This is a genomic window from Clostridium sp. CTA-19 (assembly GCF_054767855.1).
In genome coordinates this window covers 16000-41817 of sequence record NZ_BAAABH010000015.1, presented here as the reverse complement: position 1 = coordinate 41817, position 25818 = coordinate 16000, and the positions used below count along the sequence as shown (strand labels likewise).

Sequence of the window (25818 nt, the reverse complement as noted above, 5' to 3'; positions counted from 1 at the left end):
ATATATATACAATCTATTTATTTTGCTTACATAACATTAAATTATTAATAAAATCATTGACCTTATTGCCATCACTATTAACACTTTTAAAAGCCATTAAACAAGCTCCTAATTCTGGAGATAGTATCGGCTTTACTAAAGTAATATTTTCATAGCATAAATTATTCATTAATGGCGTAAGTATTAAACTTTCTGATTTAAATACTCCCCCTGAATAAGACAAAAGTATTTCTTTATCCATTTTCAGACTTTTAATAAGTGCCTTTATAATAATACTTAACTCTAAGGCGGCTTCAGTAAATATGTTTTTACAGAACACATCCCCTCTAATTGCTGCTTCACAACACAATTTAGATATTTTTGCTATTTCCTTTCTTTTATCTATTAATTTGTTACCAAAATAATCTATAATGTCAAAATTATTACTTATATTAAAATATTCTTTAATCAAATAATATAACATGGTCTTTTCATGCCTTCCATCACACTGCTTTGAAAAGGTCTCTAAAGTTTTCTTTCCTATCCAATAGGCTGAGCCTTCGTCACCAAACACTGGTCCCCACCCCCCAACTCGATTTATTACTCTATCTTCATTTAAGGAAATACCGATAGAACCAGTTCCACTTACAATATGAATACCCTCTTTTCCAGCAAGAGATCCATTAATACTTATTACTCCATCATTTTCAACTATATATTTTTTAACGCAATAAAACTCATCTTTAACTATTTGATCTATAATCTTCGTTATATTGAATACCTCCTTATAACTTGGTATTCCTAAACCTACAACAATATCATCTCTCTTTATATCATTTACATTACATAGAATCTCTTCCAACAACTGATGTAGTACTGTTTTTATACCATGTTTTCCTATTTGATAATAATTTAAACTTCCTTTATACATCGTATATTTCATTTTTCCATGTTCATCGCATAATACTGCTTTTGTTTTACTTCCCCCTCCATCTATACCTAAAAAATACAAAACCTCATCTCCCAATAAAATAGATTTTCAATCTATACTTTCCTTTCTAAATTCACTTAAAATGTTTTTTAATGCCTACTTAGCCCTTTTAGAAAATTTTATTTACTTATATCAAATTATTAGATTTATTATAGGGTTCCAAAACTTGGATACCAAAAACATTGAGACATGCTCTGAATAACTCAAATTCAACACTGTATTTTGTATGAAAATATTTTAAGGTTGTTGAATAAATCTAAATTGGAGCTTGTTTCCCTATATTTATATATATTATAGAAATATAAATTATACCTATATTTTTTTATTTATATATGTTATAAGATTCCACAGTTTTAATTTAAATTAAAATAAAAAAGGATGTTTCAAAATAAAATCTAATTTTATTTTGAAACATCCAAATTATAACAATTTTAATTATAAACTTAAATTAACATCTTTTAAATCATCTAATTTATATTCCACTCGACGCTGTAAGCAATCCATATTTTTAAGTTTAACATTATTTATTTTTGCAGTAGCTAATAACTCTCTTTTTAAATTTAATATACTTTTATTATAGTTTTCATTTTTAACAATATCAGCTATATAATCAATATATTTAACTTCATAACTTTTACATAATGCTGATGCTAATACTCCTCTCATGGTTTTTGTATTTTCTTTTTCAAGCAATTTAAAACATGTTTCTGCTGAAAAATCTGTTTTAATACTCTCAAATACCATGGAAACATATAGCCTAATTGAAGTATTATTACATTCTAACATTTTTTTATAAACAGCTTGTATAACTGTATCTCCACCAATTTTACTTAAAGCTTCTCCTATAACTTCGTTAGTTAAATCATCATTTTCTTTTAATTTTGAAATTAAAATATCTATACAACTTTTATCCCTTAATTCACCTAATATATAAACTAAATAAATTACATAATACTTGCTATTTTCATTTTTTAATTCCTTGATAATATAATCCAAATTTAAATCTTCTCTATCACTTAAAATTTTACCTATATTTATTCCTTTATCATAATCAAAATCATTTTCTTTTCTTTCTTCATTGTTCTTTGCCAAATCTTTTAATTGTTTTAATAAGTTTTCAGTTGAACATTCATCTAAAGTTTTTAATTTATTATAATGCTCAAACAATTCCAAACTATTATCCTTATTAATAAAAAATTTTTTTTCTTGTATTTTATCATAAAAACTTTCTATAACATCAATTCCTTGTTTAATTGTTAATGTCACTATGTTATTTTTAAAATATATATCTTCACCATAATCTAAATTCATTAGTTTATTAATTTGAGTTTCGTTAATATTTAAATTTTCACAATTAGCCATTAAATAATTTCTTTCAAAAGAATCGTCATACTTTCTTACGGCATCAATAACCCTATCAATAACCTCACTATCCCTAGAGTAACTCTCATTAAAATAACTTAATGCTGCACATCTAACAATAAAATCATTAGAGTTAATTAAATCTTTCATATAATTGTCATTTACCATTAAAATGCACTCCCTTCTAACTATTAAATAAATTTGGTTATTTTACAAACTAATGTAAATATTTTGTAATCATTTACATTAGTATACTATATGTTTGTTAATATATTGTAAACAACATGTGAATTTTGTAAATTATTTCAGCCTATATATTTATCTTATATTTTTTAGAGATATAGTGAAACAAGCTCCAATTTAAATTTATTCAATAACCTTAAAATATTTTCATACAAAATACAGTGTTGAATTTGAGTAATTCGGAGCATGTCTCACTATTTTAGGTATCCAAGTTCTGGAATGGATAATTTTGAAAGTCAACTTGGAATCCTATATAGAGGAACAATTTCCAATTTGAATTTATTCAATAACCTTAAAATATTTTCATACAAAATACGGTGTTGAATTTAAGTAATTCTGAGCATGTCTCACTATTTTAGGTATCCAAGTTTTGAAATGAACAATTTTAAGAATCAACTTGAAACTCTATAAAATGCACAAATAAATTAAAGTTTTATTAACCTTATTAATAAAACTTTAATTTATTTGTATATTTTTAATTGAATATATATTACAATTACTATATATAGGGTTGCAAGTTTACTTGCTAAATTATTCTTTTCAAAACTTACAACACCATATGATTATCTAGATTTAATTAAATTTTAATTTAATATAAGTGTATTGGAGGAGATTATTTTGAAACAAAATAGACTTAACAAAGTTATAGAAGGAATGAATGATAGGAAAATAACTCAACTGCTAATATCTGACCCAGCAGCTATTTTTTACTTAACTGGAAAGTGGATTCATCCTGGTGAAAGATTGTTAGCACTATATTTAAATATTAATGGGGATCATAGACTATTTATAAATAAACTATTCCCTGTACATGAAGACTTAGGTGTTGAAAAAGTTTGGTTTGACGATAATAATGATGCTGTAGAAATAATAAATAACTACATAGACAAAGATAAAACTTTAGGTGTTGACAAAAATTGGCCTGCTCGTTTCCTTTTAAGACTTATGGAGCTTAAAGGCGATTCTAACATAGTAAATGGTTCTATAATAATTGATACTTGTAGAATGTTTAAAGATGATGAAGAAAGAGACCTAATGAGAGCATCTTCTAAAATTAACGATATGGCTATGAAAAAAATACAAACTTATATAAAAGATGGACTTAGCGAAAAGCAAATGGCTTCAAAGCTTTTGGAAATATATGAAAATCTTGGAGCTGAAGGTTTTTCATTTGACCCTATAATAGCTTATGGAGCAAATGGCGCAGATCCACATCATGGTAATGATAATTCTATGGTTAAAGAGGGAGATTCCATAATTATAGATATGGGATGTGTAAAAGATTCCTATTGTTCTGACATGACAAGAACTGTATTTTATAAGAATGTACCACAAAAATCTAAAGAAGTATTTGAAACAGTACTTGAAGCTAATAAAAAAGCTATATCAATAATTAAACCTGGAGTAAGATTTTGTGATATAGATAAGGCTGCTAGAGATTATATTGATTCTAAAGGTTATGGAAAATACTTTACTCATAGAACTGGTCATTCAATTGGACTTGAAGTTCATGACCTTGGTGATGTCTCTTCTGTTAACACTGATGCTGTTCAACCAGGAATGATATTTTCAATTGAACCTGGAATATATATTCCAGGTGAAGTTGGAGTGAGAATAGAAGATTTAGTTCTAGTTACAGAAGATGGTTGTGAAATATTAAATGAATTTAATAAAGAATTAGTAGTTATAGAATAGTTTTTAATGTACTATCTTAAAATAGATTTTATTATTTTGAGATAGTACATTTTCATTTATATAATATAAATTTAATTAAATTTATTATTTTAAGCCATAAATTATACACTAACATAAATGTATTATCATATTATATTATGTAAAGTATCTTATATACAAAATGTACTCATATAAAAGAGGTGCAAATTATGAAAATCGGGGGAAGATCTGGTCATAACCCATTGGCTCCAGGTGCTAGTGGTATAATTGATGAAACTACTGAGGCTAGAAAGATATTCTTATATTCTAAAAAATATTTGGAAAAATCTCATCAATTTATAGATTGTTATCCTGGGAATATGAATGATGCTAGTGTAGAATTAATGTGGGGTATAAATAAAGCTAATTCATCAAATGTAGATTTTTTCTATTCTATTCATTTAAATAAAGCATACGATTCATACAACGGGGCTATTGGTTCAGAAATTTGGGTTTATCCAAATTGTAGCCAAGCTACTAAAGATAAAGCTAATAGAATCTTAAGTAATTTTCAAAAACTTGGCTTTATTAATAGAGGCATTAAATTTTCAACTGAGCTTGCAGAGCTCAATTCCACTTCTATGGAAGCCATGATAATAGAATGTTTTTTCTGTGAAGCAACAAAAGATGTTGAATTGTATAAAAAATTTAGTGAAGATAAATTAGGTTTTGCTATAGCAAATGGAATTGATCCTACAATACAAAACTCTACACCAATACCTGAGGTGAATAAAGTGAAAAATTTAATTATATATAATAATGATATAGATAAAAGAGCTGCAGAATATTTAGCTGATTTTCTACTTTCTCCTGTAGTAAGAGAAAGTAATTATAACGCCACTACAATGCCTGCTGAAAAAATCTTTGTAGTTGGTGGTGGTGTAAAAACTAAAGGTGATATTAGATTAGAAGGCAGCGATAGATATGAAACTATAAAAGCTGTTTTAAAATATATGAATAAATTATAAAGTTTTATTTAAAATAGGAATGGATATATGTCCATTCCTATTTTTTTATAAATACCTTATTAATAAAAATATTGATTATTCAAATTTTTTTGCTAATATGTTGTTAATATATTATAATTAATGTATTTTATAAAAAATATAATTGAAATATAATTTATTTAGGAGGAATATAAAATGAATAATTTCCAAGAAACATTAATGAAATATGCAGATCTTGCAGTTTGTGTTGGCATAAACATACAAAAAAATCAAACTTTAGTTGTTAATTCCCCTATTGAATGTGCTGAATTTGCAAGAGCTATATCTGAGTCTGCTTATAAACATGGTGCTAGAAATGTTATAATTAAATGGAATGATGAAAAAGCATCTTTAATAAAATTTTTAAATGCTCCAGAAGAAGTATTTAACGAATTTTCTAAATTTGAAGCTGATGAACTTGAAGATTTAGCAAAAAATAATGCTGCATTTTTAAGTATATACGCACAAGATCCTGAAATTTTAAAACCTGTAGACCCTTCTAGAATAGCGTCTGCTAGCAAAGCCCGTTCATTAGCTACTAAAGCTTTTAGAGAATATACTATGAGTAGCACTGTTGCATGGAATGTAGTGTCTGTTCCTACAGAAGCATGGGCTAAAAAAGTATTTCCTGAAGTTTCACCAAAAGAAGCTGTTGAAAAATTATGGGAAGCTATATTTAAAATAGTAAGAGTTGATAAAAATAATCCTGTTGCTGCTTGGAATGAACACCTAAAAACTCTTGAAAAAAGTACAGCATTTCTAAATGAAAAGAAATTCAAAAAATTACATTATAAATCAAGCATCACCAACCTTACTGTAGAACTTCCTGAAAATCACATTTGGTCTGGTGGCGGAGAATACAATGGTAAAAACACTTTTTTTGTTGCTAATATGCCAACTGAAGAAGTTTTTACGCTACCGCTTAAAACAGGTGTTAATGGAACTGTAACTAGTACTAAACCTCTTAATTATGGTGGAAACTTAATTAATGATTTTGCTTTAACTTTTAAAGATGGAAAAGTTGTTGATTTTACAGCAAAAGAAGGTTATGAGACATTAAAAAAATTATTAGATACAGATGAAGGTGCTCGTTATTTAGGTGAAGTTGCATTAGTTCCTTTTGATTCTCCAATTTCTAATTCAAATACAGTATTTTATAATACATTATTTGATGAAAATGCTTCATGTCATTTAGCATTTGGAAATGGTTATCCTACATGTTTAGAAAATGGTACTGAAATGTCCGAAGAAGAATTTAAAAATGCTGGTGGTAATACCTCTTTAACTCATGTTGACTTTATGATAGGATCAAGTGATCTTGATATAATTGGAATAACTAAAGAAGATGAAGAATTTTATATATTTAAAAATGGGAACTGGGCATTTTAGTAAAAAATAAAATTTCAAAGGGAGTATCTCTAAATGATGAGACTCCTTTTTTTGTATTTTGCCATTAAAATTTAATAGTACTTTTTTTATTATTTTTATAATATGAATATTTATATAAAGCATACAAAAATATCAAGTTAAAATTGTTACACTATATTTTCTGTATGACAGCGAATTTTATTGATGTAGCATAAGGAAATTAGTCTAGTATCACTTGTTATTTTTTAAATATGCTTAAGTATTTTTTTATGAGGTAATTATGAATAATAATAAATTCGACTGGTACGTTCTTGATAATGCAGGCAAATTATATCCCTCAATAATGTCTTGGAGGGTTACTACTGTTTTTAGAATTTCTGCTACTTTAACTGTTGATATAGAACCAAAAATATTACAAAGGGCTTTAAACAAAACAATCAATAAATTTCCTTTTTTTAAAGTCAACTTAAAGCCAGGATTATTTTGGTATTATTTTGACTATGTAAACTTTTTTCCTACAATTGAAAAAGAAACCTATTATCCTTGCACTGGAATGGAACTTAAAAAGAAAGGTAACTTTCCCTTTAAAATTTTATATTATAACAAAAAAATTTCTTTAGAATTTTCTCATTGTATTACTGATGGTCATGGCGCATTAATATTTATGAAAAATTTACTATATGAATATTTTTATTTTAAAAACATTATAAAAGAAACAAAGGAAATCAATAATTACTCTTCTAATTTATTTTTTGAAGATTCCTTTAAAAAACATTTTAATCCAGATATACCTAGTCCATCACCACTACCTTTTGCTTTCCATTTCCCTATGGAGCTAGACTCTAAAGGTATATATTATATAGTTACAGGTTCTCTTCCTTTAGACAAAGTACTTAGTATTTGCAAATCTAAAAATGCCACTGTTACAGAATTTTTCTTAGCAGTATATTTTGATACAATACTAGATTATATTAAATTGTTAGAAAGATTTGATTTACCATTTAAAAAATCACCTATAATACTAAATGTACCAGTAAATCTTAGAAAAATTTATAATTCTAAAACTCTTAGAAATTTTTTTATTTCTATAACACCAATGATTGATCCAAGATTAGGTGAATATACTTTTGATGAGCTTTTAACCTATATTAAAAGTTATATGTATATTAATACTGATAAAAAACAGATTAATCAACATATTAGCAAAAATGTTAAAACAGAACTTTTCTTTTTAAATAGAGCAGTTCCTCTTATATTTAAAAATTTATTTTTACCTATTGCTTATAGCACCTTTGCTGAGGGACATTATACCAGTGGCCTTTCCAATTTAGGTAAAATAACTATTCCTAAGGAACTGTATCCTTATATAGAGAAATTTGAGGCATATCCTCCACCAAGTGAAGGTAATAAAATTAAACTTGTTTTATTAAGTTTCAAAAAAACTCTTTATATAACTTTTGGGAAAGTAACCACAGATTCAAATATTGAAAGAATATTTTTTAATAAACTTAGAAAAATGGGCATACCTATAAAAATAGAAACTAATTAATATGAATATATATTTCTATATTAAGATTTACTGGAGGTGTTAATAGTTGTCTTATTGTCCTAAATGTGGTGTGGAAGTTAACTCTAATGCGAAAAAATGTCCTCTATGTAAGTTTTCTTTACCTTACATAGATACAAATTCTTCAGAAAGTTTTTCTGATAGTTTTCCTAATGCAATTAATATTTATAATAAAAAAGTTAAAGAATTTAAAAAAATACTTTTTTCTATAATTAAAGCATTTTGTATATGTAGCATGTTTATAACCTTATTTTGTAATTTTTATATTTCTGGAAAACTTACTTGGTCAAAATACTCTACAGTTTGTATAGTTGCAGCTATGTTTTATTTTTATCTAATGCTAGATTTACAATGGAAGTTTAAAAATTTTATAATAGGATTTGGTTTAAATACTTTTATATTAATATTATTATTAGATATTTTTGATGGTAAGTTATCTTGGTCTATAAAATTAGGACTTCCTTTTATAGTAATGACTATATGTCTTTTATCCATATGCTATGAAGTTTTTAGAATTGCTAAGCATAAATATTTTAATGTAGCGGGATACACTTTAATTGCCTTATCCTTGTATTGTATTGGAATTGATGGTTTTGTATCTTTAACTTTATATAACTTATTTAAATTAAGATGGTCTTTATTAGTGACTATAGTTTTATTACCTCTAGGCTTAGTGCTTATATATATACATCATAAATTACCTGTTGAATATAAAATTAAATTGAAGAAAAAACTTCATATATAATTAAATTCCAATTAAATCGATATACTATAAATAATATTATTAATTATTTATAGCATAAAAAGTCATTTAAAACTTAATTTTTTGAAAAATTAATCTACTATTTAAATGATTGATGCTATAATTAAATTAGTTTTAAATTTGGGTTTATTGAAAGAGGTTTATTTATGAAAAAAAAATCAAAATCAAACTGGTACCCTTTAGATAATGCAGGAAAATTATACCCTTCCATAATGTCTTGGAGGGTAAGTACAATCTTTAGAATTTCTTCAACCTTAACAGAATATGTAGATTCTACTTTGCTTCAACAAGCCTTAAATCTAGTTATTAAACGTTTCCCTTATTTTCAAGTAAATTTAAGACCAGGATTGTTTTGGTATTATTTTGATCATACAAAAAAAACACCAAAGGTTGAAGAAGAAAAATACTATCCTTGTATTCGTTTAGAGCTTAAAAAAAAGGGTACCTTTCCTTTTAGAGTAATATACTATAAAAAAAGAGTCTCTGTTGAATTTTCACATAGTATAACAGATGGTACCGGTGGAATAATATTTTTACAAAGCCTTTTAAAAGAATATTTTAAACTTAAAAAAATAAATTTTATAGATGAAGATACATCTTTTTTTAATTATAATGATGTTCCAAAAGAAGAAGAGTTTGAAGACTCCTTCAAAAGATACCTTAATAAGACTACGCCACCACCTTATAGATTACCAAAGGCATTTCATTTTCCTATGCCTTTAGATACTAAAGGAGTATACCATATAGTAACAGGAATACTCCCTGTTAAAAACATATTAGAAATTTCCAAAAGCCATGGTGTAACCCTTACAGAATTTATCATAGCGGTTTATTTTGATACTATATTAGATTACATAAAGGAGTTAAAAAAGGAAAATCCTAAAATAAAATTGAATCCAATAATTTTAAATGTACCAGTTAGTTTAAGAAAATTATATGATTCAAAAACACTTAGAAACTTTTTTATATCTGTAACTCCTATGATAGATCCTAGACTTTTAGATTATAGTTTTGATGAAATATTAGCTTATGTTCATCAATATATGAAAGAAAAAACTCACAAACGTTTTATTGATCAGCAAATAACCAAAAATATTAAAAGTGAGTTAAGTTTTTTAAATCGTTCTACACCTCTTTTTATTAAGAATTTAGTATTGCCTATTGCTTATAGCAGACTTGGTGAAGGTAGTTACACCAGTGGAATATCTAATGTTGGTAAGATAACTATGCCTAAAGAGCTTGAACCACTTATAGAGCGTTTTGAAGCATATCCTCCTCCTAGTGAAGGTAATAAAATAAAAATTGTTATGGCTAGTTATAAAGACAATCTTTATATAACTTTTGGAAAAGTAACTTACGATAAAACTATAGAAAAACTTTTTTTTAGGAAACTACGTAAAATGGGTATAGTTTCTAAAATTGAAACAAATAACAACTTTATACATAAATAAGATTAAAGGAGGTATTTTCTTTTATGCCTTATTGTCCAAAATGTGGTGTAGAAGTAGAGTATACTTTAAAAGAGTGTCCTCTTTGTGAATTCTCTATACCAAATATAATTCCAGATATTCAAATTGAAGAAGAAAATAAATTTCCTAATGCTACTAACATTTATTCTTCAAAGCATGAGCAACTTAAAAAAGTAATATTTTCAGTATTATTAGCTATTTCTATATGTGGTATATTTATAGCTACTCTGCAAAACATATATTTTTCTAAAACTATTACTTGGTCAAGATATAGCACTGTAAGTATTTTATCTGGAATAATTTACTTATATATAATACTTAAAACTAACTTATCTTTAGATAAATTTATAAAATCAATGGCCACTAATACTTTTTTTTTAATTCTTTTATTAGATATTGTTGATGGTGAACTATATTGGTCTATTACTTTTGGATTACCTTGTATTTTCTTAGCTACAATATTTATACTGTCTCTTGTAAAATTAATTAGAATAAGTAGAAATCCAGGATTTAATATAGCTGCATATATTATTTTTCTTTTAACTTTATATTCTTTAGCCATTGACACACTAATATGTCTAAACTATAAAGAATTTATAATATTAACTTGGTCAATAATAATTGCCTTTATAGGATTTCCTTTATCTATTGCTTTATTATACATACATTATAAATTACCAGAACAATATAAAGAAAAATTTAGAAAAAAATTCCATATATAATTGTTTTAATATACCTTTAAATAATATTTTTTATTTAAAGGTTTTTTATTTCTAACTTTTTAACTTATATTTTTGTTTTTTATTACATATGTCAATAGTTTTTACCATTTATTGTATTATTTTTCTTTTAATATTCTTGAATTTATTTATATTTAAAGGATATTTTTGAAATAGATTTTACTTTTTCTCAAAACAACTTTTTATTGATTAAATATTGTGTTTTTTTTGAATTTTGTATTTATTTTGTTAAATTTTAGGAGTATAATAATAATCGAAGTTAAAAATATGTATTTAATCTTAGGAGGATTTTAAAATGAAAAAAGTTCTTTCAATCGTATTATCAGTAATGTTAACATTATCTTTAGTTGCTTGTGGTGGAAACAACGCTACTGAGAACAAAACTGAAGGAAATAACACAAAGGTAGAAGACACTAATAAAAAAGATGACACTAAAAAAGATGACACTAAGGATGCAAATGCAAACAAAGATAAAGATACAAATAAAAAAGAAGAAACTAAACAAAACTAATATTATTTATTCTTAATTATTTAGTTTTAAATAAAAAAGAAAGAGTATAAATTTTCTCTTTCTTTTTTATTTTATACATAACTAAAAAAGAAAGGTTGCTAAATAATGATATTTATAAATCACAATAACATAAACCCATATTTTAATCATTCTGCTGAAGAATATATTTTAAAAACTTTAGATAATGATTGTTTTATGTTATGGCAAAATGAGCCTTGCATACTTATTGGTAGAAATCAAAACGCATTTGCTGAAATAAATGAAGATTATGTAAGTAATAATAATATTAAAGTAGTTCGAAGACTTACTGGTGGTGGTGCAGTTTTCAATGATTTAGGAAACATAAATTTTTCTTTTATTTCTCAAAATACTGGTGATGTTAGTTCTAACTTTAAAAAATTCACTCTTCCTATAATTAAATCTCTTCATAGTCTAGGGATAGATGCTAAATTTTCAGGAAGAAATGATTTGGTTATAGATGAAAAAAAATTTTCAGGTAATGCTCAATATTATTATAAAAACAAAGTTCTTCATCATGGTACACTTTTGTTTTCAAGCTCTATAGTAAACTTATCTTCAGCTTTAAAGGTAAATCCTTTAAAATTTAAGCATAAAAGTGTATCTTCAGTTAAATCAAGAGTTACTAATATTTCTGATTACCTTAAAGAAAATATGACTGTGCTTAATTTTAAAAACTATGTATTAAATTTTGTTATGAATGAATTTAATGAAAAAAAACTATATTTTTTTGATGATACAGCTTTAAAAGAAATTAATAATATTATGAATACACGTTTTGCCACACATGAATGGAATTTTGGTAAAAACTCTAAATATAAATACTCAAAAGAAAAAAGATTTAGTGGGGGAACTATTGAAGTTAATTTTAATATTGAAAAAGGAATTATTAAAGATTTAAAGTTTTATGGAGACTTTTTCTTCACAAGAAATATTGAATATCTAGAAAGCAAACTTATTGACAAACCGTATAATCCAACTATATTAAGTACTGTACTAAACTCATTTAATATAGAAGATTATATAAAAGGTATATCGAATAAAGATTTAATTAATCTTATGTTTTAGTATAACAATTATTATATTAAGTTGTGGAGGTATTTTTATGTATAAAAGAAAACCAGATTGGTTAAAAGTAAAATTAGAACATAGTGATAATTTTAAAAAAGTACAAGCTTTAACCCGTTCATTATCTTTAAATACTGTATGCACAGAAGCTAATTGCCCAAATAGATTAGAATGTCATAATAAAGGAACTGCAACATTTATGATTTTAGGTAATACCTGCACTAGAAATTGTAGATTTTGTAATGTAACATCTGGAACTCCATCAGATGTAGATCCTCTTGAGCCTATGCATATAGCAGAAGCTATTCAAAAACTTAATTTAAAACATGCAGTTATAACTTCTGTAACTAGAGATGATTTAGTTGATGGTGGAGCTTCTCACTTTGCTAATGTCATAAAATGTATTCGAAAGCTTAATCCATCTACTACAATTGAAGTTCTTATACCTGATTTAAGAGGAAATTGGAACGGATTGAAAACAATTACAGATGCAAAGCCTGAAATTTTAAATCATAATATAGAAACTGTTCCAAGTTTATATAATACTGTAAGACCTCAAGCAATTTATTCACGTTCTTTAGAACTTTTAAAAATGGTAAAAAAATTAGATCCTAATATTTTAACTAAATCTGGTTTTATGCTAGGTTTAGGTGAAAATGATGATGAGGTAATATCTTTATTAAAAGATTTAAAATCTTATGAATGTGATATTGTTACAATCGGTCAATACCTTCAACCCTCTAAAAACCATGTTGAATTGGTAGAATATGTTCATCCAGATAAATTTAACAAATTCAAAGACATAGGTATGAAAATGGGGTTTCGTTATATAGCATCAGCTCCTTTAGTTAGAAGTTCGTATAATGCCGCTGAAGCTTTAGAATGTAAAGTCTTGTAATTTTTAAGCAACATAAAAAGCAGTGTCCTATTTGGTTATAGAACACTGCTTTTTATATTATTTCAGCTTCTTTTCTACAAATCTAAGAGCAAAAATATCTATGATAATTACTATTAGAAAAAATAACATCCAAAATATCGATTGCTTATAAGCAGAAATTAACATACATATCATAAATAAAGGTATTTCAAAGTTGAATGCTATTTTAAAATATCTTAAGGTTTTTCTATCCATTTTAAGTACATCTCCTAAAGCATATATATGCTATTTACTATTTTTCCTTAGATTAATTAAGTTTTTTATTTTAAGTATTTATAAATTATCTTTATATAACTTATCCATAAAAAATACTTTCTTCCTTTATTCCTCATAGTATATATTTGTTATACTACTTTTTCAATCACTAGTAAAGCTTATTTTAATCATCTAAACTCTTATACATAAACCACGAAGATAGCTTACATATATTTTCTTCTTTAATTCTCTCCTCTGTAACTTCTTCACTACCTCCAATTAAAACTTTATTTCCTATAATCTTATTATTTGGCCAATTTGCTGGTGTAAATAAATGCTTTTCACTAGCTATTTGTAAACTTTTAACTATTCTTATTATTTCATCTATATTTCTACCAATTTCTTTAGGATATTCTAATATAGTTCTTACAGTGCCTTTAAAATCTACTATAACTACTGATCTCGCTGTTGTTGTGTCCTTTTGTTCATCTCTTATCATTCCTAATTGTTTAGATATTTCTTTATTGCTATCATCTATTATTGGAAATTCAATCTCTACATTTAAATTTTCTTTTATCCATAAAATCCAATTTTTATGTTCTTCGATGGTATCAACACTTAACCCTACAAGTTCAGTATTCAACATTTTAAACTTCTCTATCTTTTCTTGAAATGCTACAAATTCTGTTGTGCAAACAGGAGTAAAATCTGATGGGTGACTAAAAAGCACAAACCATTTTCCACTAAAATCATCTGGCAAATTCATCTTCCCTTTTGTAGTAACAACATTCATTTTAGGAAATTTATCTCTTACTAATAACTTCATATAAACTTGAGTTTATAAATAAACTCATCCCCCTTTTCTCTAAATTTTCTGATTTTATTATATCACACATATACTTTTTTCAAAAATGTTCAATTACAGTTATATTTTTCTTTATATATTTACCTTATCTATTTATAAATTTTGTTGTAAAATAAAAAATATCTCAAGATAAATTCTATCTTGAGATATCATCTCATATTACCTATGCTTATAGTACTTGCTTATATATGGTGATGTCATAGCTTGAAGTAAACATCCATACTTAACATCAAAATCCACTATATCCCCAACCCTATAATCTTTCATATTTTCAGTCAAATCTAATATTAAATGATCACTACTTGCTCCTAAAATCTTTATTTTTTCATCCCTAGGGCTCATAGCATCTACCTTTATATCTTGCCTTCCTATAGCTAATATAGCTCTTTTCATAATACCTACATCTTCAAAATGTGGTTCTTCACCAAAAGCATTTAATCCTATAGTCCCCTTAGGAACAGACGGTTTATTTTTTATTTCTACTATCTCTCCTTTTAATGTAAACACATCTTGGAAAGTATTATCAATCTTATTTGCAAAAGATGACTCTGTCCCTAATATAATGCCTTCACCTATTCTAAGTTGATTTATTCCATTAGGTATCTGACCATTTATAACCATATATAAACTACTAGAATTTCCCCCTGATATTATTGGAAGTTCAATGTCTAATATTTTTTCTAGCTTGTCCCTTAACTCAACTAACTTACTAAGATTATCTTCATCTGGCAATACGCCACCATAACAAGTTAAATTAGTTCCAACACCTATTAGTTTTATATTAGGAAGCTTTAATATTTCTTTAACTGTATCTAATAAATCTAATTCTAATACACCTTCTCTTAAATCTCCTAAATCTATCATAAGTATAATATTGTGTGTTTTTTTTGCTCTTTTTGCTGCTTTTGATAATTTCTCTATGACCTTTAATTCAGAATTTAAACTTACATCAGAATATTTAACAACATTAACTGCATCACTTTCCATGGGTATTCTTACTAAATATTTTTCACAATTTAGCTCAGTGACACCCCTCAAGTTCTGAATTCTTGCATCTCCTATTGTTTTAATTCCAGCTTCAACCATAGCATTAACTATAGGCTTTTTTGCACAAAACCCTTTTGTTATAGCAACTACTTCTATTCCTTGATTATTGCATAATTTCAAAATTGTCTTGCAATTATGTGCTAACTTATTCAAATCTACTTCTATACAAGGATAACTTCTTCGCATATTCCCACAACCCCCTATTTAAAGCCTTGTCAAAACATATTATGTTTTTTCAATAATATGCCTTACGTATAACTATATAATTTTTTTAGATAAATTAAATTCCTTTATCATTTTAATCAAAATATTTAGAATTTATAATTTATTATTAGTATAATAATACCATTAAATCACATTATTTCATAGCTGTTATACTATCATTCTACATATTTTTTGAAGGATATCTTGCCCATAACACAATTTCATTTACATATATATTAAAGAAAAATTTAAATATTACATGTAATTAATAGATAGTGAAGAGTATCTTTGGTTTATCTTTCAACGATAAAATTAACATAATTTTAAATAAAATATCTGTTCAATTTTATTTAATTCTCCACTATCTACTTTATATACTGCATTATTATTGTTAAATTTTAAAAGATAATTTTTAAAATTTTTTTACTTTTTAATTATGCTATTTTATTATTATTTTCCTCTTTTTCATTATATATCAAATCAACATCTTCTAATTTTATTACTTTAGTCTTATTTTTAATTTTATATCCAACGTATAAAATTAGGAATAATGGTAATCCAATATAAGATGCTATCAAGCCTTGCCAATCTATTGTATCCCCACTTAAATAGCTATATCCTTGTCCTATTATTATTATTACACACATTACCAATGCAATAATTGGCCCTAGTGGATATAATTTAGCTTTATATTTTAAATCAGATAATTTTTTATCTTGTGCTATATAGGCTTTTCTAAACCTATAGTGACAAAGTGCAATGCCTACCCAAGCTATAAATCCGGCTAATCCTGATGCTGCTACTAACCATACATAAACTGTATTTTCTGCAAAAGCTCCTGTTAAAAAACATATTGATGCAATAGCAGTAGTTAATACTATAGCATTAACAGGAACTCCTTTTGAATTAGTTTTTGCAAAAGCTTTTGGTGCCATTCCATCCTTAGCCATAGCATGTAACATTCTACTTGATGCATACATTCCTGAATTTCCTGCTGATAATATTGATGTTAAAATTACAGCATTCATTATTGATGCAGCCATAGGTATTCCTGCTCTTTCAAAAACAACAGTAAAAGCACTTTGTTCTACTCCTAATTCAGTATAAGGTATTATAGCTCCAATAATAACAATAGTTCCTAAATAAAATATTAATATTCTCCAAAATATAGTACTTACTGCCTTAGGTATAGTTTTCTCTGGATTTTCACTTTCAGCTGCTGCGACCCCAACAAGTTCTGTTCCTTGAAATGCAAATCCAGCCAATAAAAAAATCATAAATATTGAATTTTTACCTCCAACAAAAGGCCCTCCATTTGAAGTAAAGTTTTCAAATCCTATCCTTTCCCCACCTATTACTCCTAAAATAGTTAAAACTCCAATTATCAAAAATATTATTACTGTAACAATTTTTATACTAGCAAACCAATATTCTGATTCTCCAAAAGCTTTAGAAGATAACAAGTTCAATCCTACTATTATAGTTAAAAATATAATACTCCATATAACTGGCTTTACATCTGGAAACCAATATTTCATTATCAACCCACCAGCTACCATTTCTGCTGCTATCGTTATTGCCCAGTTATACCAATAATTCCAACCAAGTGCAAATCCCAATGATGGATCTATAAATTTTGTTGCATAAGCACTAAAGGAACCAGATATAGGCATATATGTAGCCATTTCCCCCAAACTAGTAATTAAAAAATATACCATAACGCCAATTAACCCATACGCTATTAGTGCGCCTCCTGGACCTGCCTTATGTATGGTATCTCCCATTGCAAGAAATATACCTGTACCTATGGCACCTCCCATTGCAATCATGTTTAGATGTCGTGATTTTAAACCTCTTTGTAACTCTTCATTGTTTTGCATTACTTTCCTCCTTATGGGCATTTTATTAGGTAATCCATAATAACTGCTCAATTATTAATTCCCATAAGTAATTAACCAAGATACATCCACATTGAATAAACTGAATAATTATTCATATTCTAAAAAACAAAAAACCATAAGCATATACTTATGGCTTCGAATTCTTTTAAAAAATAATCTTCAAAGTTTATAAAGTAATAGCCCTCCACAAAATATTTTGTGACAGTTTTACATATATTCTATATAAAACCAGCTAATAGCCTTAAAGCATCCGCTATTAACTTCGGCAAAATTTCCTTTTTTATTACTTCATCGTGCTTGTCTCCATAATAATACTCTTAAATTTTGCTCCTCTATCTTAATTATTTACTTTTTAATATATGTATTATTATGCATCTTTTAAACTTTCAAGTCAATACATATTATATTTTTCAGAATTATATCTCATTTCCAATTTTTCTAATTTTCACATATTGAAAATTATTGATAAATTGGCAACGTTATTATAAATTCACTTCCTTTTCCTAATTCGCTTTTCAATTCAATAGTTCCTTTATGAAGTTTTATTAATTGCATTGTAAGTGTTAACCCAAGACCACTTCCACCATGTTCTTCTGACGATTTATCATAAGCTTGAGAAAATCTATTAAATATACTTTCATGATTCTGTTTATCTATGCCAACTCCAGTGTCTCTTACAGATATAGATATGGTATCACCGTTATCAAATATTCTTATTTCTATTAGCCCACCTCTATTAGTAAATTTAACTGAGTTCCCTATTAAATTAATTATGCATCTTTCAATATCACTTGGATCACATTCTATAATCTTTTCCTCAATTTCAGGATCAATTATAAGTTCTATACCTTTATCTTCTATAAATTCTTTCATAGATAAAGCTAATTCTTCAACTAAATAAACTATATCCACCTTTTGTATATGAATTTTATAACTTCCTGAGTCAATTTTTGATGTATCAATTATATTATTTATAAGCCTTAGCAATCTATTAGAATTTTTGGTCATAACATCTAAATAATATATCATTTTTTCATTTTGTATTGTTATTTTATCTATAGTAAATCTATTTAAAAGTTGAAGTGTAGACATAACAACATTTAATGGAGTCCTTAGTTCATGTGATAAATTAATAAAATAGTTGTTTTTATATCTTTCTGTTTCTATTAATTTGTCATATAATTTTTTGTTTTCCTTTAATTTTGTGTTAAGTTCAAAAGTTCTTTGATGTACCATCTTTTCTAATATATTTACATAATTCCATATTATATATATAAGTAAAGTTAATATTAAAATATAAATCAAGTATGCAATAGGAGTTCTCCAAGGAGGATTCATTATATTTATCGATAATTTGGTCTCCTCGCTCCAAATCCCTGCAGTATTTCTAGCTTTAACTGTAAACACATATTTCCCTGGTGGTATATTAGTGTAATTACCATAATTCCTATTTTTACAATATACCCATTCCTTATCAAATCCATTTAATTTATAGCAATATTCAGTTTTAGATGTATTGTTGTATTCTGGAAGAAAAAATTCTACATTAAAGTGATTTTCGTTATATTTAAGTGTAATGTTTTTATTATATTTTAATATATTTCCATTAAATAAAACCTCTTTAATAACTACTTTGGGAATATAATTATCTTGATTTAGATTTTTAGGATAAAACGTGCTAAATCCATTAATTCCACCAAAAAACATTTCTCCTGATTTACTTTTAAACATAGAATAAGAATTAAACTCATTACTTTGCAATCCATCTGTTACATTAAATTTTAAAAATTTATTTTGTTTTATATCTAATTTTGATATACCATTATTAGTACTCATCCATGGATTTTGTTCTTCATCTATAAGAAGACCATAAACAAAATTATTAGATAACCCTTCATTTTCTGTATATACTGTAAATTCCTCTGTTTTAGGATTAAATTTATTTAATCCATAATTAGTAGCTATCCATAAATTTCCTGTACTATCTCCTCTTATACATTTAACACTATTCATACTTAAACAATTACCATCCATTATATGACTTGTATAATTTTTCACTGTTCCTTTTTCTCTATTATACTTTATAATTCCACCATTTAAAGCAGCTCCAATCCATAACTCACCTTTATCATCTTCATATATAGATGTTATGAATTCGTCTGTTAATCCACCTTTTTTAAAAATTTCTTTTTCTTCTTTAAATGTTCCATTTTTATCTCTACAGGTTAGTCCATTTCTTGACCCAATCCACATATTATCTTTGCTATCAAAATAAATATACCTAGTTTCATTAGATGACAATCCATCTTGTATGTAATACCTTGTAAACTTTTCCGTTTTTTTATCAAATTTATTTAATCCATCAGATGTGGATATCCATATCTCATCATTATTGTTTGCATTAACATGCCATATTTCATTATTGCTTATACTATTATCATTATTAGGATTATGTTTATAAATTTTAACTTCTCCAGTTTTTCTATTTAAACAGTTTAATCCACCACTTATAGTTCCAAACCAAATTAAACCATCATCATCTTCATATATACCCATTATAGATTTATCACTAAAAGTTTTTTCAATAGTCGGATTGAATTTATAACTAGTAAAGAAAGTATTGGGATTAAACATATTTATACCATCATATGTACCTATCCAAATAATACCTGACTTATCTTTAAATATACTTAAAATATTATTATTTATTATACTTTGATTGTCATAAATATTATGGGTAAAAGTTATAAACTCATTAGTTTTATGATTATATCTACAAAGCCCATTATCTGTACCAATTAATATTTCATTATCGCTCATAGCTTTTATACATCTAACATAATTACTCGGTATCTGTTTTTTATTATCTTCATCTCCATCATTAACATAGTACTCTACTTGTTCTTTTTTTAAATCTAATTTATTTAGACCACCAAATTTTGTTGCAATCCAAATAATATTATTTTTATCACAGTATACATTAAATATATAATCATCACTCAATGGCATAATTTCACTATCTTTAAAATACCTTGTGATTTTTTTATCATTTATATTCAAACTATTTAGTCCTTTTTTAGTACCTATCCAAATTAAACCATTTTCATCTTCATCTAATGACAAGATAAAATTATCAGACAAACTATTTTCATTTTCTTTGTTATTACAAAACTTTATAAACATATCCTTTTGCTCATCATATAAATTTAAACCGTTTTCAGTACCTACCCATAAGTTACCTTTACTATCTATAAGTAAATTCCATATATTATAATGAGATATTCCTGATAAATTATTTTCATCATAAAAATAATTTGTTATTACTTGATTTTTTTTATCTATTTTACTTAACCCTTTACTAGTTGCTATCCATATATTTCCTTTTAAATCTTCTGTTATATCTGCTATATAACTTCCAGCTATGCCATTTTTACTTCTTTTATCAAATTTATAACTTTCAAAACTATATCCATCGTACTTATTTAAACCATCCGCTGTTCCAAACCACATATATCCTTCACTATCTTGAAATATAGCAGAAACAGAATTTTGTGATAATCCGTTTTCTATGGTTATACTTTTAAAATTTATATTTTTTTCTTTTGCTTCTACATTAAATGTAAATAGTATAGAAAATATTATAACACTTAATATAAATAAACTACTTTTTTTCCTCATATTTCCCTCATCTTAGATTAATATATAACTCTATTTTTTAAAATAAATTTCTTCAAGTTAAATTATATCAATTTTTTTACAAAATTTCTATTATTATTTATTAACTTATATTTTATACATAATATCCAATTTATTTTATATATAAATTTAAATATTATTAAAATTTATATAAAATAAAGTTAATTTAAAAATTCATTTTTAAATTAACTTTATTTCAATTTATTTATCTAATTTTTAAAGTCTTAAATTAAAAATTCTAATATATCTTCTATTATTTCTCGTTCTTCTAATTTATTGTAATATTTTATTAAATTTAAAATGATTATATGATTTTTATCTATTTTATTTTTAGAAACTAATTGCAATATTAAATTCTTTATATTGTTTACTTCCTCATAATTTTCTTCATTCATATATATATCTAATAAAATTAAAATACTTTTTTCTAAAATTATTTTATCATTTAATTCTATAGCAATTTCTTTTGCTTTTTTTAAATATACTACACATTCTTCTTTCAAGTTTAAAGCTTTAGTTGCTATAGCTATGTTAATATATACTTTTGGTTTTAATTTTTTTGGAATTTCAAATTCTTTATCTAATTTTATTAATTTATTAGAGTATTTTTGCAAATTTCTTCTATCTTTTAGTGAGTTATATATTTCAAGTATATTTACATTACATTCAAATTGACGTTGCAAATCATTAATTGATATTATTTTTAATATATTTTTTTCTATATCTAATGATTCTAAAAATGAATTTTTTTCTCTTAAACAAGATGATTTTAGTTTTAATAAGTTTATATATTCATCTGGGTAATTTTTTAAATATTTTTCAAAAGTTTTTTCTAATCTTTTTATGCATTCCAATGAATAATCTATCTTCTTTATTTCTCTATAACAAATAATTTCTTTTATTATTATATTATATTTATATGACTCCTTTAATTCTTCAAACTCATGTAATGTAAAATTTATTAAGCTTAATGCTTGCTCATATTTTTTAGTAATTATACAACAAGAAACTAATTTATCTATTAAATTAAAAAATTCTTCTTTATTATCATTTAATATATAATTTTCATAGGCTTTATTGTAAAAATAATATGCTTTGTTATATTTTTCAATGGTTTTAAATTTATCTCCTATTTTTGAAAATATAATTATTTTTTTTTCTCTACAATTATATTTTTTTAGAAATACTTCAACCTCATCAAATGAGTATTCTATTGTATCCATTTTTTTTATATCTGTTTTTTCTATAAACTCAATATAATTATCACAAATCTTATTTACCTGTGAAGTAATATTCTCTAAAAGATAATCTGCAGTTATATAAAAATCTATTGAATTTCTACTACAATAAATATTTATATTATCCGCTAATATTTTAGCCACATTTTCAGTTAGATTTGCCTTATTATTCTCTATTATACTAATTAAGTTACGTGTAATTTCACCACCAGTTATATCTTGTTGTTTAATTTTAAATCTTTTCCTAATATTTTTTATTTTTTCCCCTGGACTTAAAACTTCGATTGATTTCATAAACCCCACCTCACATTTAAAAATTTATAAGAGGATATACCCTAAATCTAATTTTTTAAATATTTACACATTTGATTTTATTTTATATTTCAATATTAATACTACATCTTATCATTTACATGTAAGCACCTTAAAAAATTCTTTAATTTAAATATCTTTTACTATTAATTTAAATTATAATTAAGGAATAGTAAACCTATTTTATTATAATTTAAAAAATTAACAGTAAATAGTACAAAAAATTAACTGTTATTTAATATATTATACATTAAATAATTCATTATAATAATATTTTTAATAAAAAAATTAAAAATTAATTATTAAATTAAAAAAGCATGAATGAAATACAATCATACTTTCTTATTATATTACAAAATATTTCAATTTTTTTTATTGACTCAAAAGCACTGCTCCACCAATTACAATTTTTTCATTTTTTTTATTTTTAGGTGTTGTAAATCCTCTTACTTTTATTACATCACCAATTTTTACATTTGAAATATTTACATCTTTTTGAAATCCTATAGCTATATCATCTTCTCCTTCATTTGCCATAATTATTCTTTTGCTTGTTGTACTTTTAACTTTCAATGTAATTTCAATAACCTTTTTATAAAATTTTTTATTATTTTTAATTGACATTTCTTCACTTAATTCTTTTGGTGTTATACATACTATATCAACACTTCTAGCCTCTTTCACCTTTTCATTAGCATATTCTATAATTTTATTTATTCCAAATATTCCTCCTGCAATTATAAATAATATAACAAAACTTGATATTATCACAGTTCGTCTCATATTTTGTACCTCCTTAAATGCCTAAGATTTAATTTTAATTTATATATTTATTCTAATAATTTTTTCTATATATACTGTAACTAACATTATATTGTATAAACCTTTAATATATCTTTAATGAACCTTAAACTAATATTAATTTTTTAATATTAGTTTGAAATATGTTACTATATAAATATATAAATGTATAAAATTAGGAGGATTTATGAGTATCTGTGATTATTTTCAACCTTACTTAAAAGAAATGGAAACAATTTTTTTTAAAAAAGGATCTTATATAATAACTTCCGATGAAGAATTTGAGGAAGTTTTTTATATATTAGATGGTGTTGTTACTGTTGAATGTATTAATGCGAAAGGAAAAATGTTTTTAGTAGACTCATTAAAAAAAGGTGATTTTGTTGGAAAACTTAGCTACATATACGAAGCAGATTTTCGTTGTGATATTATAGCCAATACAAATGTAAAACTTTTAAAAATTCACAAATCAACGTTGAGCCATCTAAAAAAGAATGCTGATTTTGTTAATCTATTTTTTTTTAAAACCAGTAAAAGAATATACTACATATATAAAAAAATGTTAATAAAAGATTTGTTTAAAATAGAAGAGATTTTTGCATATCACATTCTTACTCACTCTTTAAATAATGTTTTTGAATTTAAAAGCATGTATGAATTGTGTAAAGAATTATCCATCAGTAGAAAAAGCTTATACAATACTCTAAATAATTTTTTTGCTCTTGGATATGTAGACAAAAAATCTAATTCAATAATTATTTTAAATAGAGCCTATTTAGAAAAATTAAGTGAAAATTTAAAAGAATTTTATTAAATTTGCAATTTTTCTATAAATCCAAAGGATTTGTAGAAGGATTTTTGTCAAAGCAAATTTTATATATTTGACATAATCCTTCTATAATTTTTATATACCTAGAGTGTCGTCCCCTATATAGCAAGCTATCTCTTCTTCTAAAAACATATCCTGAAATTTATTCAATAAAGCTTTATCTATATCTCCACACGTACTATATTCATACTTATTACCTAACTGGTTCCACTTACTTTCCCCTAATCTATGAAAAGGCAATAAATTTATTTCTACCAAATCATTACAATGCATAAAATCTATAGTTTCATGGATATTTTCTATATCATCATTAAATCCACCTATCATTGGAATTCTTAAAACTAACCTTCCATTCCACTGTAATTTAGATAAATTTACTATATTTTCTTTTATTATATCGTTATAAACTCCTGTTTTTTCTTTATGTCTTTTTCTATTCATATGTTTGATATCTATAAAAGCAAAATCTACATACTGCATAACTTCATTAAATATATCAGTATTTTGATATGCACTTGTTTCTATAGCTGTGTGAAATTTCTTTTCTTTACATCTTTTCAACACTTCAATTAAAAATTTATTCTGCATTAAAGGTTCGCCTCCACTAAAGGTAACCCCACCATTTCCTCTCCAATTATTAGAATCTCTTTGCAAGATTTTCATTAATCCTTCTATTGAGTATTCTCTTGAACAATATTTTAAAGCATCATAATAACAAACATTGGCACAATTAAAATCACTACACTCTTTACATATTTCAAAATTTAATATTGGCCTATTATTTTCATCAAATTTTAAACCACCTCTAGTACAACTATTTTTACAAATATTACATCCACTTCTATACTTACAAGTACCTTCACTAAACATTATATTATTACTTCTCCAACTTTCTGGATTTGCACACCACCTACATTTTAATGGACATCCACTCATGAATATGGTAGTTCTGCATCCTGGTCCATCATGAAGTGAAAAACTTTGGATATCGAATATTCGCCCCTTAATCAATATT

General features: G+C 25.1%; 21 protein-coding genes and 1 riboswitch. Of the genes, 11 read left to right on the top strand and 10 right to left on the bottom strand.

The genetic code is table 11. From position 1 onward, the window contains the following. Window positions 1-13: 13 nt before the first annotated feature. Both ACYUE0_RS09825 and ACYUE0_RS09820 read right to left on the bottom strand, forming a co-directional pair. Window positions 14-991: a BadF/BadG/BcrA/BcrD ATPase family protein gene (locus ACYUE0_RS09825; protein ID WP_460270392.1), complete on the bottom strand. Its 978-nt coding sequence runs from the start codon at window positions 989-991 to the stop codon at window positions 14-16. Window positions 992-1405: 414 nt separating this feature from the next. Next, on the bottom strand, window positions 1406-2500 hold the full coding sequence (locus ACYUE0_RS09820) for a HEAT repeat domain-containing protein (RefSeq protein ID WP_460270390.1): 1095 nt from the start codon (window positions 2498-2500) through the stop codon (window positions 1406-1408). A gap of 693 nt (window positions 2501-3193) precedes the next feature. On the opposite strand from ACYUE0_RS09820, the gene ACYUE0_RS09815 reads away from it, so the two are divergent. From ACYUE0_RS09815 to lipA, 10 genes are all read left to right on the top strand, one after another. Then, the gene (locus tag ACYUE0_RS09815) at window positions 3194-4270 is read left to right on the top strand and encodes a M24 family metallopeptidase (RefSeq protein ID WP_460270389.1); all 1077 of its coding nucleotides are present in this window, start codon (window positions 3194-3196) and stop codon (window positions 4268-4270) included. A 188-nt stretch (window positions 4271-4458) separates the two neighbouring features. Further along, entirely contained in the window at window positions 4459-5256 is a 798-nt protein-coding gene (locus ACYUE0_RS09810; protein WP_460270388.1) for an N-acetylmuramoyl-L-alanine amidase, read from the top strand. A 174-nt stretch (window positions 5257-5430) separates the two neighbouring features. Further along, entirely contained in the window at window positions 5431-6663 is a 1233-nt protein-coding gene (locus ACYUE0_RS09805) for an aminopeptidase (protein WP_460270387.1), read from the top strand. Window positions 6664-6922: 259 nt separating this feature from the next. Beyond that, window positions 6923-8191: a hypothetical protein gene (locus ACYUE0_RS09800; protein WP_460270386.1), complete on the top strand. Its 1269-nt coding sequence runs from the start codon at window positions 6923-6925 to the stop codon at window positions 8189-8191. A gap of 46 nt (window positions 8192-8237) precedes the next feature. Next, window positions 8238-8954, top strand: a complete 717-nt coding sequence (locus ACYUE0_RS09795; protein ID WP_061995254.1) for a DUF6320 domain-containing protein — start codon at window positions 8238-8240, stop codon at window positions 8952-8954. A 164-nt stretch (window positions 8955-9118) separates the two neighbouring features. After that, complete coding sequence (locus ACYUE0_RS09790) at window positions 9119-10423, top strand: condensation domain-containing protein (protein WP_460270385.1); 1305 nt, start codon at window positions 9119-9121, stop codon at window positions 10421-10423. A gap of 23 nt (window positions 10424-10446) precedes the next feature. Beyond that, on the top strand, window positions 10447-11163 hold the full coding sequence (locus ACYUE0_RS09785) for a DUF6320 domain-containing protein (RefSeq protein ID WP_460270384.1): 717 nt from the start codon (window positions 10447-10449) through the stop codon (window positions 11161-11163). A gap of 313 nt (window positions 11164-11476) precedes the next feature. Further along, on the top strand, window positions 11477-11692 hold the full coding sequence (locus ACYUE0_RS09780) for a hypothetical protein (protein ID WP_061995251.1): 216 nt from the start codon (window positions 11477-11479) through the stop codon (window positions 11690-11692). Window positions 11693-11797: 105 nt separating this feature from the next. Next, window positions 11798-12778 carry a lipoate--protein ligase gene (locus tag ACYUE0_RS09775; protein WP_460270383.1) on the top strand — a complete coding sequence of 327 codons (981 nt, stop codon included), beginning with the start codon at window positions 11798-11800 and terminating at the stop codon, window positions 12776-12778. 37 nt (window positions 12779-12815) lie between these two features. Further along, the gene (gene lipA / locus ACYUE0_RS09770) at window positions 12816-13676 is read left to right on the top strand and encodes a lipoyl synthase (RefSeq protein ID WP_460270382.1); all 861 of its coding nucleotides are present in this window, start codon (window positions 12816-12818) and stop codon (window positions 13674-13676) included. 57 nt (window positions 13677-13733) lie between these two features. Here lipA and ACYUE0_RS09765 read toward each other — a convergent pair whose 3' ends face one another. The 7 genes from ACYUE0_RS09765 to ACYUE0_RS09735 form a co-directional block, all read right to left on the bottom strand. Then, window positions 13734-13910 (bottom strand): hypothetical protein, encoded by a 177-nt coding sequence (locus ACYUE0_RS09765; protein ID WP_157450862.1) that lies wholly within the window; start codon window positions 13908-13910, stop codon window positions 13734-13736. A gap of 184 nt (window positions 13911-14094) precedes the next feature. Then, entirely contained in the window at window positions 14095-14736 is a 642-nt protein-coding gene (locus ACYUE0_RS09760; RefSeq protein WP_460270381.1) for a peroxiredoxin, read from the bottom strand. Window positions 14737-14934: 198 nt separating this feature from the next. Continuing rightward, the gene (gene orr / locus ACYUE0_RS09755) at window positions 14935-16008 is read right to left on the bottom strand and encodes an ornithine racemase Orr (RefSeq protein WP_460270379.1); all 1074 of its coding nucleotides are present in this window, start codon (window positions 16006-16008) and stop codon (window positions 14935-14937) included. A gap of 452 nt (window positions 16009-16460) precedes the next feature. Further along, on the bottom strand, window positions 16461-17906 hold the full coding sequence (locus ACYUE0_RS09750; RefSeq protein WP_460270378.1) for an amino acid permease: 1446 nt from the start codon (window positions 17904-17906) through the stop codon (window positions 16461-16463). Between the two features lie 190 nt (window positions 17907-18096). After that, window positions 18097-18270, bottom strand: a riboswitch (Lysine riboswitch). A gap of 116 nt (window positions 18271-18386) precedes the next feature. Then, window positions 18387-21605 (bottom strand): ligand-binding sensor domain-containing protein, encoded by a 3219-nt coding sequence (locus tag ACYUE0_RS09745; protein WP_460270376.1) that lies wholly within the window; start codon window positions 21603-21605, stop codon window positions 18387-18389. Window positions 21606-21847: 242 nt separating this feature from the next. Continuing rightward, window positions 21848-23155, bottom strand: coding sequence for a hypothetical protein (locus ACYUE0_RS09740; RefSeq protein WP_460270375.1), 1308 nt, complete (start codon window positions 23153-23155; stop codon window positions 21848-21850). A gap of 390 nt (window positions 23156-23545) precedes the next feature. After that, complete coding sequence (locus ACYUE0_RS09735) at window positions 23546-23956, bottom strand: hypothetical protein (RefSeq protein WP_061995243.1); 411 nt, start codon at window positions 23954-23956, stop codon at window positions 23546-23548. A gap of 205 nt (window positions 23957-24161) precedes the next feature. Here ACYUE0_RS09735 and ACYUE0_RS09730 point away from each other — a divergent pair, with 205 nt between their 5' ends. Beyond that, window positions 24162-24788: a Crp/Fnr family transcriptional regulator gene (locus ACYUE0_RS09730; RefSeq protein WP_460270374.1), complete on the top strand. Its 627-nt coding sequence runs from the start codon at window positions 24162-24164 to the stop codon at window positions 24786-24788. A 90-nt stretch (window positions 24789-24878) separates the two neighbouring features. On the opposite strand, the gene hpdA is transcribed toward ACYUE0_RS09730, so the two are convergent. Beyond that, window positions 24879-25814, bottom strand: coding sequence for a 4-hydroxyphenylacetate decarboxylase activase (hpdA, locus tag ACYUE0_RS09725; protein ID WP_460270373.1), 936 nt, complete (start codon window positions 25812-25814; stop codon window positions 24879-24881). Window positions 25815-25818 lie beyond the last annotated feature (4 nt).